The organism is Pseudoalteromonas sp. JB197 (assembly GCF_002332205.1).
Taxonomy (GTDB): Bacteria; Pseudomonadota; Gammaproteobacteria; order Enterobacterales; family Alteromonadaceae; genus Pseudoalteromonas; species Pseudoalteromonas nigrifaciens.
Map to the genome: position 1 here is coordinate 2,128,466 of NZ_NRGZ01000001.1, position 20,384 is coordinate 2,148,849.

At 39.1% G+C, this 20,384-nt stretch carries 24 protein-coding genes; 10 read left to right on the forward strand and 14 right to left on the reverse strand.

The annotated features are described in order from the left end of the window. The first annotated feature begins 196 nt into the window (after positions 1-196). Complete coding sequence (locus CIK86_RS10050) at positions 197-379, forward strand: helix-turn-helix domain-containing protein (RefSeq protein ID WP_086997802.1); 183 nt, start codon at positions 197-199, stop codon at positions 377-379. Here CIK86_RS10050 and CIK86_RS10055 read toward each other — a convergent pair. Genes CIK86_RS10055 through CIK86_RS10065 form a run of 3 tightly spaced genes read right to left on the reverse strand, consistent with a single transcriptional unit; the run spans position 376 to position 2,126 of the window. After that, positions 376-1,206 (reverse strand): phosphotransferase, encoded by an 831-nt coding sequence (locus tag CIK86_RS10055; RefSeq protein ID WP_086997800.1) that lies wholly within the window; start codon positions 1,204-1,206, stop codon positions 376-378. The genes CIK86_RS10050 and CIK86_RS10055 overlap by 4 nt on opposite strands. 3 nt (positions 1,207-1,209) lie before the next feature. Continuing rightward, positions 1,210-1,833 carry a nicotinamide riboside transporter PnuC gene (gene pnuC / locus CIK86_RS10060; protein ID WP_041454551.1) on the reverse strand — a complete coding sequence of 208 codons (624 nt, stop codon included), beginning with the start codon at positions 1,831-1,833 and terminating at the stop codon, positions 1,210-1,212. A gap of 41 nt (positions 1,834-1,874) precedes the next feature. Further along, positions 1,875-2,126 carry a hypothetical protein gene (locus CIK86_RS10065; RefSeq protein ID WP_011329082.1) on the reverse strand — a complete coding sequence of 84 codons (252 nt, stop codon included), beginning with the start codon at positions 2,124-2,126 and terminating at the stop codon, positions 1,875-1,877. A gap of 95 nt (positions 2,127-2,221) precedes the next feature. Here CIK86_RS10065 and CIK86_RS10070 point away from each other — a divergent pair, with 95 nt between their 5' ends. Continuing rightward, the gene (locus CIK86_RS10070; RefSeq protein WP_011329083.1) at positions 2,222-2,461 is read left to right on the forward strand and encodes a DUF2960 domain-containing protein; all 240 of its coding nucleotides are present in this window, start codon (positions 2,222-2,224) and stop codon (positions 2,459-2,461) included. Between the two features lie 13 nt (positions 2,462-2,474). Here the strand turns inward: CIK86_RS10070 and alr are convergent, their stop codons facing one another. The 9 genes from alr to rpsF all read right to left on the reverse strand — a co-directional run bounded on the left by alr (position 2,475) and on the right by rpsF (position 8,678). After that, positions 2,475-3,554 (reverse strand): alanine racemase, encoded by a 1,080-nt coding sequence (gene alr, locus CIK86_RS10075; protein ID WP_086997797.1) that lies wholly within the window; start codon positions 3,552-3,554, stop codon positions 2,475-2,477. Continuing rightward, on the reverse strand, positions 3,554-4,933 hold the full coding sequence (gene dnaB, locus CIK86_RS10080) for a replicative DNA helicase (protein ID WP_041454554.1): 1,380 nt from the start codon (positions 4,931-4,933) through the stop codon (positions 3,554-3,556). The genes alr and dnaB overlap by 1 nt, the downstream gene beginning before the upstream one ends. 114 nt (positions 4,934-5,047) lie before the next feature. Then, positions 5,048-5,986: a DUF4097 family beta strand repeat-containing protein gene (locus CIK86_RS10085; protein WP_086997795.1), complete on the reverse strand. Its 939-nt coding sequence runs from the start codon at positions 5,984-5,986 to the stop codon at positions 5,048-5,050. Between the two features lie 9 nt (positions 5,987-5,995). After that, complete coding sequence (locus CIK86_RS10090; RefSeq protein WP_086997792.1) at positions 5,996-6,475, reverse strand: hypothetical protein; 480 nt, start codon at positions 6,473-6,475, stop codon at positions 5,996-5,998. Further along, positions 6,468-7,016, reverse strand: coding sequence for a sigma-70 family RNA polymerase sigma factor (locus CIK86_RS10095; protein ID WP_086997789.1), 549 nt, complete (start codon positions 7,014-7,016; stop codon positions 6,468-6,470). The genes CIK86_RS10090 and CIK86_RS10095 overlap by 8 nt, the downstream gene beginning before the upstream one ends. 229 nt (positions 7,017-7,245) lie before the next feature. Further along, the gene (gene rplI, locus CIK86_RS10100) at positions 7,246-7,698 is read right to left on the reverse strand and encodes a 50S ribosomal protein L9 (protein ID WP_011329089.1); all 453 of its coding nucleotides are present in this window, start codon (positions 7,696-7,698) and stop codon (positions 7,246-7,248) included. Positions 7,699-7,734: 36 nt separating this feature from the next. Beyond that, positions 7,735-7,962 (reverse strand): 30S ribosomal protein S18, encoded by a 228-nt coding sequence (rpsR, locus tag CIK86_RS10105; protein ID WP_002962753.1) that lies wholly within the window; start codon positions 7,960-7,962, stop codon positions 7,735-7,737. A 12-nt stretch (positions 7,963-7,974) separates the two neighbouring features. Next, the gene (gene priB, locus CIK86_RS10110) at positions 7,975-8,292 is read right to left on the reverse strand and encodes a primosomal replication protein N (RefSeq protein WP_041454555.1); all 318 of its coding nucleotides are present in this window, start codon (positions 8,290-8,292) and stop codon (positions 7,975-7,977) included. A 44-nt stretch (positions 8,293-8,336) separates the two neighbouring features. Then, a complete protein-coding gene (gene rpsF, locus CIK86_RS10115) occupies positions 8,337-8,678 on the reverse strand; it encodes a 30S ribosomal protein S6 (protein WP_011329092.1) in 342 nt (113 codons plus the stop codon). A gap of 363 nt (positions 8,679-9,041) precedes the next feature. Between rpsF and CIK86_RS10120 the strand changes: the two genes are divergently transcribed. Together CIK86_RS10120 and CIK86_RS10125 are read left to right on the forward strand one after the other, a co-directional pair. Beyond that, the gene (locus CIK86_RS10120; RefSeq protein WP_086997785.1) at positions 9,042-10,925 is read left to right on the forward strand and encodes a propionyl-CoA synthetase; all 1,884 of its coding nucleotides are present in this window, start codon (positions 9,042-9,044) and stop codon (positions 10,923-10,925) included. A 113-nt stretch (positions 10,926-11,038) separates the two neighbouring features. Next, a complete protein-coding gene (locus CIK86_RS10125; protein ID WP_086997782.1) occupies positions 11,039-12,310 on the forward strand; it encodes a mechanosensitive ion channel domain-containing protein in 1,272 nt (423 codons plus the stop codon). Positions 12,311-12,393: 83 nt separating this feature from the next. Here the strand turns inward: CIK86_RS10125 and CIK86_RS10130 are convergent, their stop codons facing one another. Then, positions 12,394-13,311 (reverse strand): LysR family transcriptional regulator, encoded by a 918-nt coding sequence (locus CIK86_RS10130; RefSeq protein WP_217896495.1) that lies wholly within the window; start codon positions 13,309-13,311, stop codon positions 12,394-12,396. A 118-nt stretch (positions 13,312-13,429) separates the two neighbouring features. On the opposite strand from CIK86_RS10130, the gene CIK86_RS10135 reads away from it, so the two are divergent. The 3 genes from CIK86_RS10135 to CIK86_RS10145 all read left to right on the forward strand — a co-directional run bounded on the left by CIK86_RS10135 (position 13,430) and on the right by CIK86_RS10145 (position 17,193). Further along, entirely contained in the window at positions 13,430-14,572 is a 1,143-nt protein-coding gene (locus tag CIK86_RS10135; RefSeq protein ID WP_086997779.1) for an alkene reductase, read from the forward strand. Positions 14,573-15,041: 469 nt separating this feature from the next. Beyond that, entirely contained in the window at positions 15,042-16,229 is a 1,188-nt protein-coding gene (locus CIK86_RS10140) for a GGDEF domain-containing protein (RefSeq protein ID WP_254910757.1), read from the forward strand. An 88-nt stretch (positions 16,230-16,317) separates the two neighbouring features. Continuing rightward, entirely contained in the window at positions 16,318-17,193 is an 876-nt protein-coding gene (locus tag CIK86_RS10145) for an endo alpha-1,4 polygalactosaminidase (RefSeq protein ID WP_086997774.1), read from the forward strand. Positions 17,194-17,225: 32 nt separating this feature from the next. Here CIK86_RS10145 and CIK86_RS10150 read toward each other — a convergent pair whose 3' ends face one another. Then, positions 17,226-17,699 (reverse strand): VOC family protein, encoded by a 474-nt coding sequence (locus tag CIK86_RS10150; protein ID WP_086997770.1) that lies wholly within the window; start codon positions 17,697-17,699, stop codon positions 17,226-17,228. Positions 17,700-17,886: 187 nt separating this feature from the next. Between CIK86_RS10150 and CIK86_RS10155 the strand changes: the two genes are divergently transcribed. The 3 genes from CIK86_RS10155 to CIK86_RS10165 all read left to right on the forward strand — a co-directional run bounded on the left by CIK86_RS10155 (position 17,887) and on the right by CIK86_RS10165 (position 20,191). Then, a complete protein-coding gene (locus CIK86_RS10155) occupies positions 17,887-18,273 on the forward strand; it encodes a lipoprotein (protein ID WP_011329099.1) in 387 nt (128 codons plus the stop codon). Positions 18,274-18,313: 40 nt separating this feature from the next. Beyond that, the gene (locus tag CIK86_RS10160) at positions 18,314-18,676 is read left to right on the forward strand and encodes a DUF1971 domain-containing protein (protein ID WP_086997767.1); all 363 of its coding nucleotides are present in this window, start codon (positions 18,314-18,316) and stop codon (positions 18,674-18,676) included. A gap of 171 nt (positions 18,677-18,847) precedes the next feature. Next, on the forward strand, positions 18,848-20,191 hold the full coding sequence (locus CIK86_RS10165) for a cation:dicarboxylase symporter family transporter (RefSeq protein WP_086997764.1): 1,344 nt from the start codon (positions 18,848-18,850) through the stop codon (positions 20,189-20,191). Positions 20,192-20,384: the final 193 nt, after the last annotated feature.

The window sequence follows — 20,384 nt, forward strand, 5'->3', positions numbered from 1 at the left end:
AATGATAAAGACATCTACGGGTAATTGCTAGCGTCATTCGTTTACATGACCATTATTTAAACACTTTTAAATAAAAGATTTCACGCCATACTAAAAAGTCATTATTTATTGATATTAAAAAAAATAACAGTAACGTTTCAGTTACATTTAAATTAGTATTATAGCTATACACTTTAATTCTATTTAGGAAGTAACTATGAATTTAATGTCTACTGAGCAAGTTGCTGAGTTTTTAGGGGTAAAAACAGAGCGTGTTAAGCGCCTTGCCCGCGAAAGCTTATTAATGAGCAAATCTGAAGACACTAACGGCGACCCACAGTTTGATACTGATGAGGTTACTAAATATAAACTACTAGCAGAGCGCTTTGGTGGGCTTTAATAGTCGCTTACAATTAGCTCATTAAGTTGCGCGCGTAATTCAGCTTCTTTACTGTTTATAGCGCGTTGCTCATACCAGCCTAAACTTAACATTAAAAAAAATAATTTATAACAATTGAGCTTACTTATCGAAAAGTAAAATTGCTCACCTTCTGGTTTTTGATTTTTATCGTACTGTTTTTGATAGTTATATAGTAGCTCAGTTTGCTGCTTTTCATTCAGTTTAAAGCTAACAGCCAACGCTGCTAAGTCAAAATACACATCGTTGCTTTTAGCGTATTCAAAATCAATTAAATACATATCAGCTGTATTTACTATAATATTTTCTCTAACTAAGTCGTTATGACAAAAGCCGGCATTTAGTGGCATGTTTGCAACTGTATTTAATGCAATTTCAATGTGCGGTTGATATTGTTTATAAATTTCAGATTGCTGATAAAACAATAGCTCTTGTGCAATATTCATAGCTTCTGTTGTCGCACTGTAGTTGTGCACTACCGCAAGCTTATTCACTAAAGAAGAGGAAATAAAACTGGCAGTTTCCCCTTCAATATAGTCAAAAGCAGCATACTTATTTGTCTCATCAAGCCAGATAGGCGCTGGGCACACGTTGTAATTACTAAAAACATGCTGAGCTACCAAAGCATTACTTGGCCAATGATCTTTATAACGCTTTAATAAATAAGCTTGCTGCTGTGTACGTATTAAAAAATTATCGTTGCTCAAACCATTTAACAGTTGTTCATATGTAACAATGCTTTTGGGCTCTATAAACGCACTGCATATTTTAACTAACTGACTTTTATTAAAATGATTATTAACTGTCATATACTAGAGTTGCGCTATAGGTTTAGCTTGTTTTTGCTCGTACTCTTCGTACCAAGTTTTAAAACCCCACGCAGCCACTATGGTGTAAAAAATAAAGAGCGCGAGCGTTGGGTAGTAGCCTTTTTCGTAATATAAATACATAGACGCGGCATCTATTACAATCCAATACAGCCAATTTTCGAGTACTTTTTTTGCCACTAAATAAGTAGTAACTACCGCAAAACAGGTTGTAAAGCTATCAAGGTAAGCAAAGTCTGCATGGGTGTAATTTTTCATAAAGTAACCAATGGCAAGAGCAACTATGCTGGTCACTATTATCAATATTATATGACGATTCATTGACCATGAGGTAATACTTAAACTATCGTTGTTAGTTTTGCCTTTACGCCATACTAGCCAACCAAACACCGCCATATACATATAATAAAAATGCAGTAACGACTCCATTAATAACGCGCCATTCCAATACATAATAGTATAAATAAGGGTGCTAAAAAATGCGGCTGGCCAACACCATAAACTCTCTTTTATTGCTAATAATAAATAAGCCATAGACAGCCCCACTGCAATATACTCCCAATGCGACATTGCTGTAAAACCGCTTAAGGTTTGTGTTAAAAAATCCATATTGTGTGGTTCCGTGTTACTACTAATATGCATATTAGCCGTTATTGTGGAGACAAATCGCCAGATAGAAATTTACATACAAAAATAGCTTTACCAAACTCTTCATACGAGCGTTTAATTTCGGTACTTAACACTTGCATTACTAAATCGTAATCACCAAAAATTTGCGTTGATAAGGTATTAGTAATTACTTTTAAATTATCGTACTCGTTTAAGCGATCTATAAAGCCTTTTATAAACGGGATATAGTCTTGATGAAGTGGGTATTTGCTGATCTCTACTGTTAATTTCATTTTTATCTCTTTATTATTTCATTTTAAAAAAATCATTCAATGGTGATTCAATACAGTGTAAAATCACCCTAATTCGCAATCGAAATGAGCTTAATATGGCACGCAGAATAACCTATACATTTAAAAACCAACCGCGCGAAATTAATTTCGCTAAAGATAAATACCACGACATGTATCAGGCAATTGCCGCCGCTGAGGGTATCGATCTTACTAATTATTTATCTATGGTACAGCAAATCGAAATGACTTCGAAAGGCTCAGCGTCGGTGCGTAATTTTCGCGATCAAGAGTTTGCCCGTATGGGCTTTAGCGATATTTACTTTATAAAAGAGTAATAGTACCAGCAGTTTAACGCTGATACTGATAGCTTACCCTTGGTGTAATATTACACAATAACTCGTAAGGTATAGTATCGGCGCACTGGGCTATTTCTTCTACTGGTAGCTCAGGCCCCCACATAGTTACCTCGTCGCCTACTTTAATATTATGTGTATTATTGCCTATATCTAAGGTGATCATATCCATAGCTACGCTACCTACAATACCATAACGCTGCTTATTTATTATTACCGGAGTGCCCGCCCTCGCATGGCGCGGATAACCATCACCATACCCCATAGCAACAACCGCTAACTGGGTCGGCTTATCACTTTGCCAACGCCCGCTGTAACCCACCGCTTCATGGGCAGCTACATTACGCACTGCAATTACTTTTGTGGTTAAGCGCATAACCGGCTCTAATTGATACGTTTTACCTGTGGTATTTGCCATAGGCGATACACCATAAAGCATTAACCCTGGGCGTACCCAATCACCGTGGCCACTTGGCCAAGCTAAAATACCGGCAGAATTTGATAAACAATGTGCCTGCTCAACGTTTTCTGCCAAGCGATTAAACAATGCTATTTGTTGCATTGTTTTACTGCTATCAACATCATCCGCGCACGAAAAATGGGTCATTAAATTAACCGTATTATTCGCATTGGCTGTTTTTTGTAAGCGATTATAAAACTCATCAAATTGATCTGGTGCAATACCTAATCGATGCATGCCGGTATTTATTTTTAACCAGCAGTTTATAGGAGCCTCAAGCTGCGCATTTTCCAGTGCCGCTAATTGGTTTTCGTCATGAATAATGGTTTGAAAATTATTAGCTAATAAAATGGGTAAGTCGGCTTCATCAAAAAAGCCTTCTAACAATACAATTGGCTTAGTTAAACCGCCAGCACGCAGTGCCAGCGCTTCATCTATACGTGCCACAGCAAATGCATCGGCATCGTTTAAGTGCTGCGCTATGGTTACTAAGCCATGCCCGTAGGCATTGGCTTTTAGCACTGCCATTACTTTGCTATTAGGCGCAAAGCTCTTAACTTGCGCAAGATTATGCGCAAGTGCTGTTAAGTTAATTTCGGCTATCGCTAGGCGCATTAATAATCGTCATCTACTGCTGGCCCCGCATAATTATCAAAGCGAGAAAATTGACCTTGGAAGGTTAAACGTACTTTACCAATAGGACCGTTACGTTGCTTACCTATGATTATTTCGGCAATACCTTTATCGGTACTGTCTTCGTTGTACACTTCATCACGATAAATAAACATGATTAAATCGGCATCTTGCTCAATAGAGCCAGACTCACGTAAATCTGAGTTAATTGGACGTTTATCGGCACGTTGCTCAAGCGTACGGTTAAGCTGCGAAAGCGCAACAACCGGACATTTTAGCTCTTTTGCTAATGCTTTAAGTGAACGTGAAATTTCGGCAATTTCAAGCGTTCGGTTATCAGCAAGGCTAGGTACTCGCATTAATTGCAAGTAATCGACCATGATCATACTAATACCACCATGATCGCGGGCAATACGTCGTGCACGAGAGCGTACATCAGTAGGTGTTAAGCCCGAGGCATCATCAACGTACATTTTGCCTTTTTCCATCAACAACCCCATGGTTGATGAAAGTCGTGCCCAATCGTCATCATCTAACTGACCAGTACGCACTTTAGTTTGGTTAATACGCCCAAGAGACGCCAACATCCTCATCATAATTTGTTCTGAGGGCATCTCTAGTGAGTAAATTAATACCGGCTTGTCTTGGGTCATTGCAGCATGTTCTGCAAGGTTCATCGCAAAAGTGGTTTTACCCATAGATGGACGTGCCGCAACTATAATTAAGTCAGATGGTTGCAAACCTGTGGTCATTTTATCAAGGTCGGCATAGCCGGTACTCACACCTGTTACACCGTCTTGCGGTGATTGATAAAGCTCTTCTATTTTATCAACTGTTTTTTCAAGTATGCTATGAATGCTTTGCGGGCCTTCATTGTTTTTTGTACGTTGCTCAGCAATTTTAAATACTTTGCTCTCAGCAAAGTCGAGCAAATCGTGGCTGGTGCGCCCTTCGGTATTAAAACCTGCTTCGGCAATTTCATTTGCTACACCAATCATTTCACGTACCACAGCACGTTCGCGCACAATACTTGCGTAAGCGTCAATATTAGCAGCACTTGGGGTGTTTTTGGCTATTTCAGCTAAATAAGCAAAACCACCAATTCCTGCTAATTTATTATTTTTTTCTAGGCTCTCTGAAATAGTAATTAAATCGATCGGATCGCCAATTTCAGCAAGCGTTGTCATCGCTTCAAAAATAAGCTTATGCGTGCGGGTATAAAAATCCTGTGATACAACAAGCTCTGCTACGCGGTCAAATGCTTGGTTATCAAGCATTAAGCCACCTAAAACAGATTGTTCTGCTTCTATTGAATGGGGAGGAACTTTAAGGGTATCGACTTGCTTATCTCGTTTGGCCATGACTTCACAGTACTAAAATACAATGGTGCCTATTCTATCTACTTGCAGGGGCTGTGCAAATAGAAAAGCAGGAAATCTTTTCCTGCTTTTTGTAATCATAGCCAGTAGCGAATGTTATTTAGTATGTAGTTCGAGTCGCCCGCTAATTGTATTCATTTCAACGTTAGCATTACCGCCATTAATACTAAATTTTAAACTACTGGCTGGGCCATATTTAGCTTTACTGACTTTATCGCTAGTCACTTTATTAATTATTTTGCCATTCGCATGCGCTTCAATTTCAAACTTAGCCGATACATCTGCCGCAAAGTAAAATTCACCATCGCCACTTACCGATTCAAAACGAACATCTGCGCCCTTTAACAGCTCTTTAATATGCACTTCGGCCTCACCATTAACGGTATTAATTCGTAAGTTTTTAATGCTCGACAAAGTAAAGTCTATATCACCATTTACGTTTTCAAGGCGAACATCGCTTGCCGTTGAGTTTGATTTAATATCACCATTTACGGCGCTAAAGCGCAACTTCCCGCTTGAGTTTTTATCGTTAATTTCGCCATTTACGGTTTCAAATGCAATATTACCACTTAAGTTCTGCGCCTTTACATCGCCATTAACACTGGTAAGTTTAATATTACCCGCTAAATTACTTGCGCTTATCTCACCATTAACCACATCTATTTCTGCACTGTTTTGTAGCTCTTTTGCACTGACAGATACATTCACACCAGCAAACTCAAGCGCACTACTTCTGGGCATAAATATAGTTAACCTTGAACCATCACCACTGTTACCCCAATCCGTATTACGTGGCATGTTTACAATAAACTGGGTTTTATCACCACTGGTTTTAAGCTCATAGCCATCGGCTTTGTCATCAAGTTCGCCCGACACTTTAAATTCGTTTTTATCCCAGCCCGTTATGTTTATATCACCACGTTGGTTTTCAATATAAATAGTGCCGCCATTGGCTACCTCTATTTGCTTATCTATTTTTTCACCCGCTAATACCGCCAGTGGAAATAAGCTCAACCCTAGTAAAATCGCTTTCATGTTATGCTCCTAAATATGCTGCCAACGAGGTGCGTGCACCTTATTAATCAAATCAAGTTGTTGTTGATATATTTGCGCTAACATAGTTAATAGCGCTTGGTTTTGTGGTTCGTTTTCAAGAACCTGCTTTATGGCTAACTCTGCTTCTTCGAGTTCTTGCAATTGCACTTGCCAATTGCTGGTAAGTGCGTCTTGATTTTTATACGCAACTAACAAACTGTTTTTTTGCGCTAAAAAGTAATCACTTATCGCCACGGCAGGCTTTGGCTCAGGCGTTATAAAAACGATGTTTACTGCAATTAAAACCGCAACACTGCATGCGGCTACTGCCGTTAACTTTGGCCAAATAGTAGTGTGTTTTTGTGTAGAGCGTTCAGCATTAATAATCGCTCGCTCAATCCCTGGCCATAAATTTTTGCGTGGCGTTATGTCTTTATCAAGTGTATTGAGTGACTCGTTTAAGTAGTCATCAAAATTTTCTTTACTCATTTTTATACCACTCTTGTAATAACAGCCTAGCACGATGATATTGCGACTTACTTGAGCCAACAGCCATACCTAGTTGCTCGGCTATTTCCTCGTGTCTGTAGCCTTCAATGGCAAACAGCACAAATACCATACGTGCTCGCTCTGGAAGCCTTACTATTAATTTATCTAGGCCATTTAAACCTTTACAGTCGTTAACTGATTGCTCATCCATACCGCTGTGCTCAATACTCACCACTTTTTGCAGCCAATTTTTTTGTTTGCGTAAGTAATTAATCGCAACATTACTCGCTACGCTGTAAAGCCAAGTAGAGAACTGCGAGCGCCCATCAAACTGCGCTACTTTGTGCCACACCTGTACAAACACTTCTTGGGCCGCATCCTCTGCATGCGACTGATCAGCTAATAGACGTAAACATATCCCGTATACTCGTTTTATGTGTAGTTCACAAAGTAGTGTGTATGCAGCTTGATCCCCCGACTTAACACGCTTAATGAGTGCTGCTTCGCACAATTGCGACTGTTCGGGTTTAACGTGTAACATCCGTAATGTCGCCTTTAAATTATAATTACTGGGTTAGCATTTAAGTGTATTGATAAGTTAGACGTAATGACAGTTTGAAAAGGTTTAAATGAAATGAAAAAATAATTGCAAAAAGGAAAGATGATTTAGAAGAGGTTTTATTAAGCGTGTTTTTAGATCTACAGCTAGTTAAATTTTAGGCACAAAAAAGCCGCGCTAAATAGCACGGCTTTTTTTGCTTAATTAAAAATTAAGCTTCAGCAATAACGATTACTTTAATAGTAGCCGTTACTTCTGAATGTACTGCGATTGATACGTCAAATTCGCCAGTCTCACGGATAGTACCTAGAGGTAGACGAACTTCAGACTTAGCAACTTCAACACCAACAGCTGAGATAGCGTCAGCGATGTCACGAGTACCGATTGAACCAAATAATTTACCTTCGTCACCAGCTTTAGATACTAATGTAACTTCTGCTAATGCTTCAAGTTTGTCAGCGCGTGCTTGTGCAGCAACTAACTGATCAGCGATTTTCGCTTCAAGTTCTGCGCGACGAGCATCAAATGTTTCAATGTTTGCTTTAGTTGCAGGAACTGCCTTACCTTGCGGGAAAAGGAAGTTACGTGCGAAGCCAGATTTAACAACAACCTGGTCACCTAGGCCACCTAGGTTAGCGATCTTATCTAGTAGAATAACTTGCATGTTTCTACACCTTTTAAAAACGTGTTAATCCGCTGCTTACTTATGTAAGTCAGTGTATGGAAGAAGGGCTAAGTAGCGAGCACGCTTAATAGCAGTTGCTAGCTGGCGCTGGTATTTAGCGCTAGTACCTGTGATACGGCTAGGTACGATTTTGCCACTTTCTGTAACATAGTTTCTAAGAGTAGCTAGATCTTTGTAATCGATTTGTTGTACGCCTTCCGCTTTAAAGCGGCAAAACTTACGACGTCTGAAATAACGTGCCATGAGATTAATTCCTCAAATAATTCTTTCGATATGCTGAGCATGCAAAACCAATTGGCTAAGGCCGTTACGACCTTCGTGGCGATTTAAAAAACCACTCACTTGCAATGCCTGCCCAACGTGCAAATGTTGAGTCTGTTGTTGCATTTGCTTTCCACTGGCAACCACTTGAAGCCGAACGTAACTATTACGGTTAAGATCTGCTTCTGTTTGCATTGATTTATGTTCAATAACAAAAATACAATGCGGTATACCAGCAGGACTTTGGCTTAACTTGGGAGTTTTACAAACTACCCCAGATAAAACCAGTTGATTCATAAAAGGGCTAACCATTTATATTCATCACCAGTTAAACGCCATGCTAGGACTCAAAACAATTAAGCAGCTGGTGCTTCTTTCTTCTCTTCTCTTACAAGAGGAGACGCTTCAGTTACCGCGTTTTTAGTACGCATAACTAAGTTACGAAGCACTGCATCGTTGTAGCGGAAAGTAGTTTCTAGCTCGCTGATTACTTCAGTTGGTGCTTCAACGTTCATAAGAACATAATGAGCTTTATGAAGCTTGTTGATTGGGTAAGCCAGTTGACGACGGCCCCAGTCTTCAAGGCGGTGGATAACACCACCAGCTTCAGTGATAGAACCAGTATAGCGTTCGATCATACCAGTTACTTGCTCACTCTGATCAGGGTGAACCATGAATACGATTTCGTAATGACGCATGGATATTCCTTACGGTTAATAGAGCCTTCTACCGTTTCGGCCGGTCGGTTTAAGGCAAGGAATTAATAGTTTAAAAGCCGAAATGAGCGCGCATTTTACGCTTAGTTTGATAATTAAGCAAGCCAGTTTTCTATCGAAAATAAAGAAAAAGCCGTACAAATAGAGTTTAATTGACGTTTTTTATAAAAACATAACAATTTCAATTAGCTTGCTATGTATTAAGTCGTAATTAGGCCTTGCAAAACAAACTAAAAAACAACCACCTTGCTCAGCTTTTAGCCGACCAAGGTCTAATATAATAATTAAGCAAAAACGCTTAGTTTTTAATGTCTCTCACACTCTTTTTTAGTTTTAGGATCATTTATGTCAGGTCAATATAAACAGCACTATAACGCCTTCAAACAAAACCCAGCTGAATTTTGGTTAGCACAAAGTAAGTGTATTCCTTGGTATAAAACACCCCAAAATGCCTATACACAAGACAGCGATGACTTATACCATTGGTTTGATGATGGCCAGCTTAATACTAGCTACTTAGCACTTGACCAACATGTTGAAGCCGGCTTTGGCGAGCAAACTGCGCTTATTTACGACTCTCCTGTTACCAATACTAAACAAACTTATAATTATTCACAGCTACAACAAGAAGTGGCTAAGTTTGCCGGTGTAATGCAATCGCTAGGTGTGCAAAAAGGCGACCGTGTGGTTATTTACATGCCCATGATCCCACAAGCAGTGATTGGCATGCTAGCTTGTGCTCGTTTAGGTGCAGTGCACTCTGTGGTTTTTGGTGGCTTTGCAGCTCATGAGTTAGCGGTGCGTATTGATGATGCTAAACCTAAATTAGTATTAAGTGCTTCTTGTGGTGTAGAAGTAAGTAATATTATTGAATACAAACCCTTATTAGATGATGCCATTAAGCGCGCCACACATAAAGTTGATCACTGCGTAATTTATCAACGCGAACAAGCAACTGCAACACTCAATAGTGGCCAAGATATTGATTGGGCAAAGGCTATGCAAACAGCACAAGCTGTTGACCCTGTACCTGTAAGTGGTAGTGATCCGCTATATATTTTATATACCTCAGGCACCACAGGATTACCTAAAGGTGTAGTACGTGAAAATGGCGGCCATGCTGTTGCCCTTAATTACAGCATGAAAAACGTATATGGTATGGAGCCTGGCGAAGTTTTTTGGACTGCGTCTGATATTGGCTGGGTGGTGGGTCACTCATACATAGTATATGCGCCGTTAATGTATCGTTGTGCAACTGTACTTTACGAAGGCAAACCAGTGCGCACCCCAGATGCCAGTGCATTTTGGCGAGTGGTAGAGGAGCATAAAGTAACAGCCCTGTTTAGCGCGCCGACTGCATTTAGAGCAATTAAAAAAGAAGACCCTGAAGCTGAGGGCTTTAAAAAATATGATACATCTAGCTTAAAACGGTTATTTTTAGCCGGTGAGCGCCTTGATGCAGCTACTTACGATTGGTTAAAAGAAAAAACCGGCCTACCTGTGCTTGATCATTGGTGGCAAACAGAAACCGGCTGGGCTATTGTCTGCAACCCTATTGGCATTGAACATTTAGAAACCAAAGCAGGTAGTTCAACCGTGCCTACACCGGGCTTTGACGTACGTATTTTAAATATGGATGGCGAAGAATGCGCCCCTAACGAAAGTGGCGCTGTAGTAATAAAGCTGCCTTTACCACCGGGTTGTTTATCAACAATTTGGCAAAATACCGAGCGTTATAAACAAGGTTACCTGAGCGAATATGAAGGCTATTACCTATCGGGAGACGGTGGCTACATAGACGAAGACGGCTACTTATTTATTATGGGTCGTACCGATGATGTAATTAACGTTGCAGGCCACAGGCTATCTACCGGCGAAATGGAAGAAATTGTTGCCGCCCACCCTGCGGTTGCAGAATGTGCTGTATTTGGTGTAAACGATGCGCTTAAAGGGCAAAACCCAATGGCGATGATAGTGCTGAAAGACGGCTTTACCGGCTCTCATCAAGAAGTACAACAACAGCTTGTGCAATCTGTACGTAACCAAATTGGTGCTATCGCGTGTTTAAAAAATATTATGTGTGTTGAGCGCTTACCTAAAACACGCTCAGGGAAAATTTTACGCAAAAACTTGCGCCAGCTTATTGATGGCGAAGAACTGCAAATTCCATCAACGATAGACGACCCCAGTATTTTTGCCGAGTTAAGTGAACAACTTGCTGAAAAATAAAACTAACTGTTTATAGTTAAAGTCTATCGGCACCGAGTGAAGATAGACTTTAACTACGCCTTCTGCTTAAATAACCTTGGAATAAATAACTTTATGATGTAAACGGAGATTAAATGACAGATATAAGAGCTGAACTACGTGAGTATTTACTGGGGTGGTTTGGCCAATATTTACCCGCCAACCCTCTTTTATGGTACGACATTTTAGTACTTTGCTGGCTCGCCATTTTTGCCATAGTTTTACATTTAATTATCAGAAACTCAGCTAAGCACTTTCTTAAAGGTCGCTTTAGCGAAAGAATTGTTCAGCCTGATGCAAAAACTCCTGCCGAGTTAGCATTTAAACTTGCAAAACATATCTCTTTTGTAATTCAAGGTGCGGTTGTCGTTATCCAAGCAAGGCTTTGGTTACCCGAAGGGAGTGGCTTATTACATATTATTGAAATGGTTACCGACCAATGGATCATTCTCTTCTCTTTACTATCACTGTTTTCGTTGCTCGATATTTTTCAGGTTATTTCTGATCGGCGCGCAGTCAGAGCCCACTTCCCGATACGAGGGTTATTACAAACCATTAAGTTAATTGCCAGTGTATTAACCGGTATTTTAGCTGTGTCGTTATTAATGAATAAATCACCATTAATTTTATTAAGTGGTTTAGGTGCGTTATCAGCCGTTATGCTGTTGGTGTTTAAGGATGCTATTTTAGGTTTAGTGGCAGGTATTCAGCTCTCTGCTAATAATATGTTAGCGGTAGGTGATTGGCTAGAAATGCCCAAGTATGGCGCTGATGGCGATGTAATTGACATTGCACTTACCACGGTAAAGGTAAGAAACTGGGATAAAACCATCACTACAATTCCTACGTACGCGCTTATTTCTGATTCATTCAAAAACTGGCGCGGTATGTCAGAATCGGGCGGTCGAAGAATAAAACGTAGCATTCATTTAGAAATGAACAGCGTGCGCTTTTTAAATGAACAAGAGCTCAGTGAGCTTAGAAAAGCAAATTTACTCACCAAATATATAGATACCACAATATCATCTATTAGCGCCGAAAACGCCACTAAAGACATGAGCTGCCTACTTAATGGCCGCCGCTTAACTAACGTAGGAACCTTTAGGCATTATTTAATAGAGCTGTTAAAACAACACCCTAAAATCCATCAAAATATGACCCTAATGGTAAGGCAATTAGAGCCAACGAATAAAGGTTTACCTATCGAAATTTACACCTTTACCAACACCACAGTGTGGGCAGAGTACGAAGGTATTCAAGCTGATATTTTTGACCATATACTGGCTATTTTACCGGTGTTTTACCTTAAAGCACATGAGTCGCCAACAGGTAACGATGTCCGCTCTTTGTCGATAGGTAAGCTCTAAAATTACGGCTTACGTTATCGTTAGCTCCTATATTAGCGAGTAACACTATAAACGAGTGTTGCTCGCTAAAATTTATTCACACTTCAAATTACTTTTAATTGCTCCAGTATCCAGCGATGAATTGGGCTTTCACTGGTACGTGGATGCCATGCAGCTATTACTTTAAAAGGCGGCGGCAATGCTTCCACGGTTAGCTCTTGTACTTTATTGTTTGGTAGTAATCGCGCCGGGTAAAACGCGATCATATCGGTTGTATGAAGAATGTTTGGTACTGCCGAAAAGCTAGGTACCGACATAACAATATTGCGTTTAAGGCCCTTTGCTGCAAACCACTGATCGTGAGAACCACGTAAATTGGCACGCGAAGGTGATACCACTAGCTGCGGATAAGCTGCAATTTGTGCCAGTGTTAACGGCTCATTTGCTAGCTTGTTGCCACAACCTGTAACGCATAAATGCTGCTCTTCAAGCAAAGTAACATAAGCTAAGTTATCTGGAATAAATTCAGGGAAGCTAATCAGTAAATCAAGCTCGCCCGCCGTAATTAGCTGGTTAACATTATCTGAGGCAAAGTCGCGCACGATTAGTTTTAACCCGGGTGCTTCTCGTCTCGTTATATTAAAAAGCTGCGGTAACAAGGCTTGCGTTGCGTAGTCTGTCGCGCTAATAGTAAATACACCTTTATATGTTTGCGGTGTAAATACTTCGGGCTCTAACAGCATTTCAAGTTGCTTTAAAATATGGCAAATAGGTTGCTGCATAGATAACGCTTTGGGCGTTGGCACCATGCTATTTCCTTGACGAATAAACAAACGATCGTCAAATAAGTCACGTAGTTTACGCAGCTGCTCGCTAATTGCTTGCTGGGTTAGGCCCATTTTACGTGCAACCTGCGACAAGCTTTTTAAATCAAGCAAGGCATTTAGCACCCTGAGCTGTTTAATATCGAGCCTATTAATACCATTCATAATTGTATCTAAAACAATAAAGTGTTGTTTCAAATTGTACCCATAAAGCTCTACGCTTACCAACATTGCTTAAACAGCTAAGCATCAACATACTTTGCCTTGTTAATTACGAGGTAATAAGCCACTAAGTTTGCTTTAAGAGAGAGTTTTAATGAATCAATCTATTTCTGATACCAGCTCGTTATTTTCACCTGTAGAACTTGGCCCTTATACACTTAAGAACCGTATTGTAATGCCACCACTTACACGCTCTCGTAGCACGCAGCCAGGTAATATTCCAAACGACTTAATGGCAACCTATTATGCGCAGCGTGCCAGCGCTGGCTTTATGGTTACCGAAGGTACGCAAATAGAGCCTAGAGGCCAAGGCTATGCATGGACTCCGGGTATACACTCTGCAGCACAAATTGAAGGTTGGAAAAAAGTAACTCAAGCAGTGCATGCTAAAGGCGGCATTATATTTGCTCAACTGTGGCATGTTGGCCGCGTATCGCATACCAGTTTACAACCTAATGAAGCCAGCCCAATAGCTCCTTCGGCAATTACAGCCGACAACGTTAAAGTATTTATTGAAACCGGCCCAGGCCAAGGTGCTTTAAGTGAACCAAGTACACCGCGCGCTTTAAGTACTGATGAAGTGAGCGAGTTAGTTAATATGTATGCGCAAGCTGCAAAAAATGCATTAGAAGCCGGCTTTGACGGCGTTGAACTACATTGTGCTAATGGTTATTTAGTTAATCAGTTTATTTCAGAGCACACTAATATGCGTGACGATCAATATGGCGGCTCACTTACTAATCGTCTGCGTTTTTTAAAAGAAATTGTTACTGCTGTGAGCGCAGTTGTAGGCGCTGATCGTTTAGGCGTTCGCTTTGCACCACTATTTAGCAGCACAGATGAAACCCGCGTTTATTTGGGTTTGGTCGAGTCTGATCCACAAAACACCTACATAGAAGCGATTAAGTTACTTGAACAAGCTGGTATTGCTTACTTATCGATTGCTGAAGCCGATTGGAATAACGCACCTGATTTACCTGAGCAGTTTTATAAAGCAGCTAGAGCGCAGTTCTCTGGTCGAATTATATATGCAGGAAAATACACGGTAGATAAAGCACTGCGTATTTTAAATAATGGCTACGGTGACTTGTTTGCTTTTGGTCGGCCTTTTATTGCGAACCCCGATTTACCTGAGCGTATTAAACAACAATGGCCTTTAAATGAAGCTGATGCAGCCACTATGTATGGCGGCACAGAGGTTGGTTATAGTGATTATCCATACTATAAAAACATTTAATTTAAGCAGGCCACGGAAGGCCTAATATTAAAGTTGAACTTGTTAAGTGCACACATTATCACTCCCTCCTTAACATTAGAGGGTTACTTTTTAACAGCCTGCTGAATATTTAAGCAAGTTTTTCCTATTTATAAATAATAACTCTACAAAATGTCAAACATACGCAGCCACTACCACTACATGAGCCGAAACATAACTTACTGTAAACACTTAAAATAAACTGTCTCGAATCATAATTGCTGTAATTTTATATCCCTGTAATAAATACAAAACCTAATTACGCCTATTATTTTAGTTCTTTCTTAATAATCTTAAATCGATTTTTATTTTAATAAGCATATAGCACCAGTCACTAAAACTAACCATAAAATATGATTTTACAATCTTAAACCCATGTTAAAGTAGCAAATATTTTTTATATCAATACAATAACGCTTTTATTTTTAGATATAAGTCTTTGGAGTATTGGTTGTTCAAATTAAAAGGGATTAAATCTACTTTTTTAAGTCTTATAATTGTTTTGGGCTTGTTTTCATTACTCATTCAATTTCAAGCTCAGTGGCAAGATAAACTAATAATTATTAATTACTTAGTGTACCCGTTACTAATTATAACGGCTATTTTTGCAACTCAATTTAACCGAAGTCGTGTTGCCATTTTATGTTTATTTTGGACGCTCTATTTATTATCTATAAACTATAACTTACTTTGGTCTAAGTGGTTAACAGCAAATGTCGAGTGGGTAGTTTTATGTGGTGCAAGCTTATTAATGCTATTAGCTTTGATAAAAGATCGTGCAATTATTTCGGTACACACTATAACTCGACTTATATTTATTCTTCTGTGTGGCGTAATAACATTTCTATGGTTGAAAACCAGCCAAAATATAGATAGTTTTTTGCCAAAAACCAAATTCTGGTTACAGCTACAACCTTATATTGCAGTCACTTTACCTTTATCTTTAATAGGTCTATTACTTGTTTGGCGAAGTTTACGTAATAATAGCTTAACGTTAACAGCATTATTAATTACTCTTATTGTTTGGTGTTTAAATCAGCTAAATTTCATAGCACTTCCTTGGTCGTTAATAGCCGTAGCCATGTGTTCATTGTATTTATTAGCAGTAAGCACTGATTCATATTATTTAGCCTATAGAGATGACTTGACCAGCTTGCCTACACGCCGTGCGCTTAACCAACTGGCCTTATCGCTAGGTAGAAAATATACAGTTGCTATGCTAGATATTGATCACTTTAAAAAGTTTAATGACACATATGGCCATGATATTGGTGATCAAGTTTTAAAGCTTGTTGCTGCTAAAATGAGTGAAGTAAAAGGTGGGGGAAAAATTTATCGTTATGGCGGTGAGGAGTTTACTGTTGTATTCCCCAGAAAAACAGTCTCACAATCAATCCCTGAGCTTGAGATATTGCGACAAAATATTGCAACCTACGATATGGTGATTAGAAACCCAAAGCGGACTGATAAAACAGCTAGAAAAAACAAAAAATCTGATGAATATAAAACGGTCAATGTAGCAGTTTCAATTGGCGTAGCTCAGCGAGAGCCCAAGGAGAGCTTTGATCAGGCTTTAAAAAATGCCGATTTAGCTTTATACAGAGCCAAGAAAAAAGGTCGTAATAACGTTAGTCAGTAACGGTGAATTTTAGAAGATCATAATTTTCAATATATTTATTAGCCTCTTTAAGCTAAATTAATAACTACTAATACCGTTTGAGTATGTTATGTTTTTGTCTTTATTTAATAAACAAACCGCAGGCCACTGTGTTATATTTTTACTGCTAATCAGTATTAGTAGCTGCGGTGAAAATGACAATACACCAGCAACTCCCTCTAGCCAAGTCGAGCCTACAATTGCCCCTATTACTACCGGTAACTGGTATAAACCCGCATTGGGGAGCACCTGGCAATGGCAGCTAACTGGCACAATAAATACTAACTACAATGTTAATATTTACGACATAGACCTATTCGATTCCCCAGTACAGTTAATACAAACATTACAAGCTCAAGGTAAGCGGGTTATTTGCTATTTTTCAGCGGGTTCTTATGAATCGTGGCGAAGTGATAAAAGCCAATTTTTAATCAACGAATTAGGTAACTCTTTAGCTAATTGGCAAGGAGAGCGTTGGTTAGATATTCGCTCACCTAATGTGCAAGCAATAATGGCTAGTCGTCTAGATTTAGCAGTACAAAAAGGATGTGATGGCGTAGAGCCCGATAACGTTGACGGCTATATGAATAATTCGGGCTTTAATTTAACTGCAAACGATCAGCTTGTATTTACTCGCTTTATAGCAAATCAGGCGCATACTCGTGGCTTGGCGGTTGGCTTAAAAAACAATCTTCATCAGGTAAATGAGCTGCATAGTTATTTTGATTTTGCAGTAAACGAGCAATGCTACGAGTATCAAGAGTGCGAATTACTCACCCCTTTTATAAATAACAATAAAGCTGTTTTTCATGTTGAATATAATAGTAAGTATAGTAATGGTAGCGCTGAACTGAACAATATGTGTGATGATGCTATTAATAGGCAATTTAATACACTGGTTTTGCCAATAAACCTAGATGACGAATTCAGGATTAGCTGCTTGTAAAAGCCTTGTTTACTTACCTTTATTTTATAAAGCTAAGCATCTTGATCTTTACTCATAAGATCTACCATTCTTTTTCTGAGCTCTTGCTCATTAATGTCTTCTTTATGAGTGCCAATGGTCCATACGTGGCCAAAAGGATCTTGCAGCGTACCTGCTCTATCACCATAAAACTGATCATGAACGGGGCGTATTTCTTTCGCTCCTAACGCAATGGTTTTTGCAAATACCGTATCTACATCATCAACATACAACATTATGCTTACGGGTGTATCGCCTAGCTCTGTAGGGCTTTTAAAATGAACATCTGGGCACATATCTGAGATCATAATATGTGAATTACCAATTTTAATTTCTGCATGAGCAATGCCGCCTTCAGGCATAGGCATTTGCATAACTAGCTGCGCATCAAAAGCGGCACAATAAAAATCAATTGCTTGTTGCGCACCGTTTATAATTAAATAAGGGGTTATTGAATGATACCCTTTTGGAATAGCTGATACCGCCATGTTGTGCTCCTCGTTATATGCTCTCCTTACAAAGGTTAGTCTAAAGTGGCAAACAATATAAAATAAACACGTATTTATTTATCAATATTAGTGGCACTTATTTGCAAAATTATTAGTAAATTTTGCCTAGTATCTATCACTTAATAATATTTACTGATACGCTGCATATTTAAACAAAAGGACTAACATGAAAAAGCAAACAACACTTTTTATAGCCACTGCGTTATTCGCACTCGCGGGTTGTTCAACTTCAGTGCCAATTAAAAACTTTGAACAAAACCTTATTCCACAAACATCTAAAATAATTAATAACACAGCAGATGTTGAAACAGGTATTTTAAAAGCCTGCATTCAACTAGGTTGGCAGTGTGCTCCTGTTAGTGAAGGTAAAATAAAGGGAATTCTTAATATTCGTACTCATCAATTAATCGTTAATATTAATTATGACAAAACAGCCTATTCTATCAATTACCAAGATTCGACTAACCTTAATTACAACGGTAGTAAAATACACCGTCAGTATATTAATTGGGTAACTAATTTAATGCGCCATATTGATGCTGAAATGATTTAAACTTTTATATTTGTTTCACTAATACAAAAAAGGAATTGTTATGAGTCACTTAACTATACCAAGTCACTGGAAAATAAAACGCTCCACTCACTTTTTTACTAAAGACAACATTCCAAAAGCGTTACTTACTCACCACAACACAGCCGAGGGTGTGTTTGGCCAAATTTGCGTTATGCAAGGCACTGTTACCTTTTACGGATTTGCAAATGAAGCCGCCACAGAGCCTGAGCAAACTATTGTAATTAACGCGGGGCAATTTGCTACCAGCCCGCCACAATACTGGCATAAAGTAGAGCTAAGCGACGACGCGCAATTTAATATCAACTTTTGGGCCGAAGCCGATACAGGCAATAAAGCCCTGTTTAAAAGTTCACGTATTCATACTAAGCAAATTTTAGATTAAGCAATCATTGTTACACTGCTAACCTATTAATCTTACTGCTTTGCTATCCCTTATAACCAAATATTAGCAATGCATAACAATTTCTTCTAAGTCATAGCGAAAGTGTATTTTCTTAAATAAGTTTAAAGCGTTAAAGTGCGCCGCTAAATCACAGCTAATGAAGAGGATATTATGTCGCTTGCTGTACTATTAATGCTGGCATTGTTTGTTGGTCTGTTATTCGCGATTTATCTTTTTTCGCAAAAAAGTAAAACGTTATCACGCACCGTTTTATTTGGCCTAGTACTGGGCAGTGCTTTTGGTTTGGCTTTACAGTTTTTATTTGCCGAACAACCCCAAGTTATTAACCATGTTTTAAGTTGGGTTGCCGTCGTTGGTAAAGGCTATGTTGGGCTATTAAAAATGGTCATTATGCCTTTGGTATTAGTGTTTATGATTGCCGCGGTAGTCAAACTTGAAAACCAAGGCTCTTTAGGTAAGATTTCATTTGTAAGTATTTCTATTTTACTGGTTACCACAGCCCTTGCTGCATTGGTTGGTATTGCGGTTACTTATGGCTTTAACTTAAGCGTAGAAGGATTAGTGGCCGGCACTCGTGAAGCGGCACAAATGACTACTTTAGAGAGTAAAGCGGCTAATGTTGCTAACTTAAATGTGCCACAAATGTTGCTTAGCTTTATTCCAGAAAACCCATTTGCCGATTTAAGTAATACACGTTCAACCTCTATTATTGCCGTCGTTATTTTTGGCGTGTTAATAGGCATTGCAGCACGTAAAGTAATGCTAGAGCGCAGCGAACTTACAGCGCCTATTCGTACTGGTGTAAACGCTTTACAAGCCACTGTAATGAGCTTAGTTAAAATGGTTATAGCTTTAACGCCTTACGGTGTTGCAGGATTAATGGCGAATGTAGTCGCAAACTCAAGTGGTAACGACATTCTTAATTTATTGGCGTTTATTATCGCCTCTTATGTCGCTATTTTATTAATGTTTGTTGTGCACGGCATACTGTTAAGCCTAGTTGGGGTTAGTCCAAAACATTATTTTACTAAGATTTGGCCAGTAATGACCTTTGCTTTTAGTTCGCGCAGTTCAGCGGCATCAATTCCAATGAACATAGATACACAAGTAAACCAACTTAAAGTTCCCCCAGCTATTGCTAATTTATCAGCCTCTTTTGGTGCTACGATTGGACAAAATGGCTGTGCAGGTATTTACCCTGCAATGCTAGCAATGATGGTTGCACCTAGTGTGGGAATAGACCCGATGACTTTTGAGTTTATTCTACCCTTAATAGGTATTGTAGTGATTAGCTCTTTTGGCATTGCCGGTGTAGGCGGCGGCGCAACTTTTGCTGCGCTAGTGGTATTACCAACAATGGGATTACCCATAGAAATTGTTGCGTTACTTATATCAATAGAACCATTAATTGATATGGCACGTACTGCGCTTAATGTGTCAGGCTCTATTACTTCAGGTGTGATCACCAGTAAAATAATGAAAACGCCACAGTAAGACTAATTAATAATTAAGCCCAGCTTTGCTGGGCTTTTTATACTGCGCTACAGTTATATATAAAACCCGCAAAACAGCCCATAATCAACCACTTCTCTGCTCATCTAGCATGCTCAAAACCCTACCAACAAGCATTTTAGTTATGTAAACATATGTAAAGCTTTGTGTAATTACAGCCGCTATCAGTTGCTAT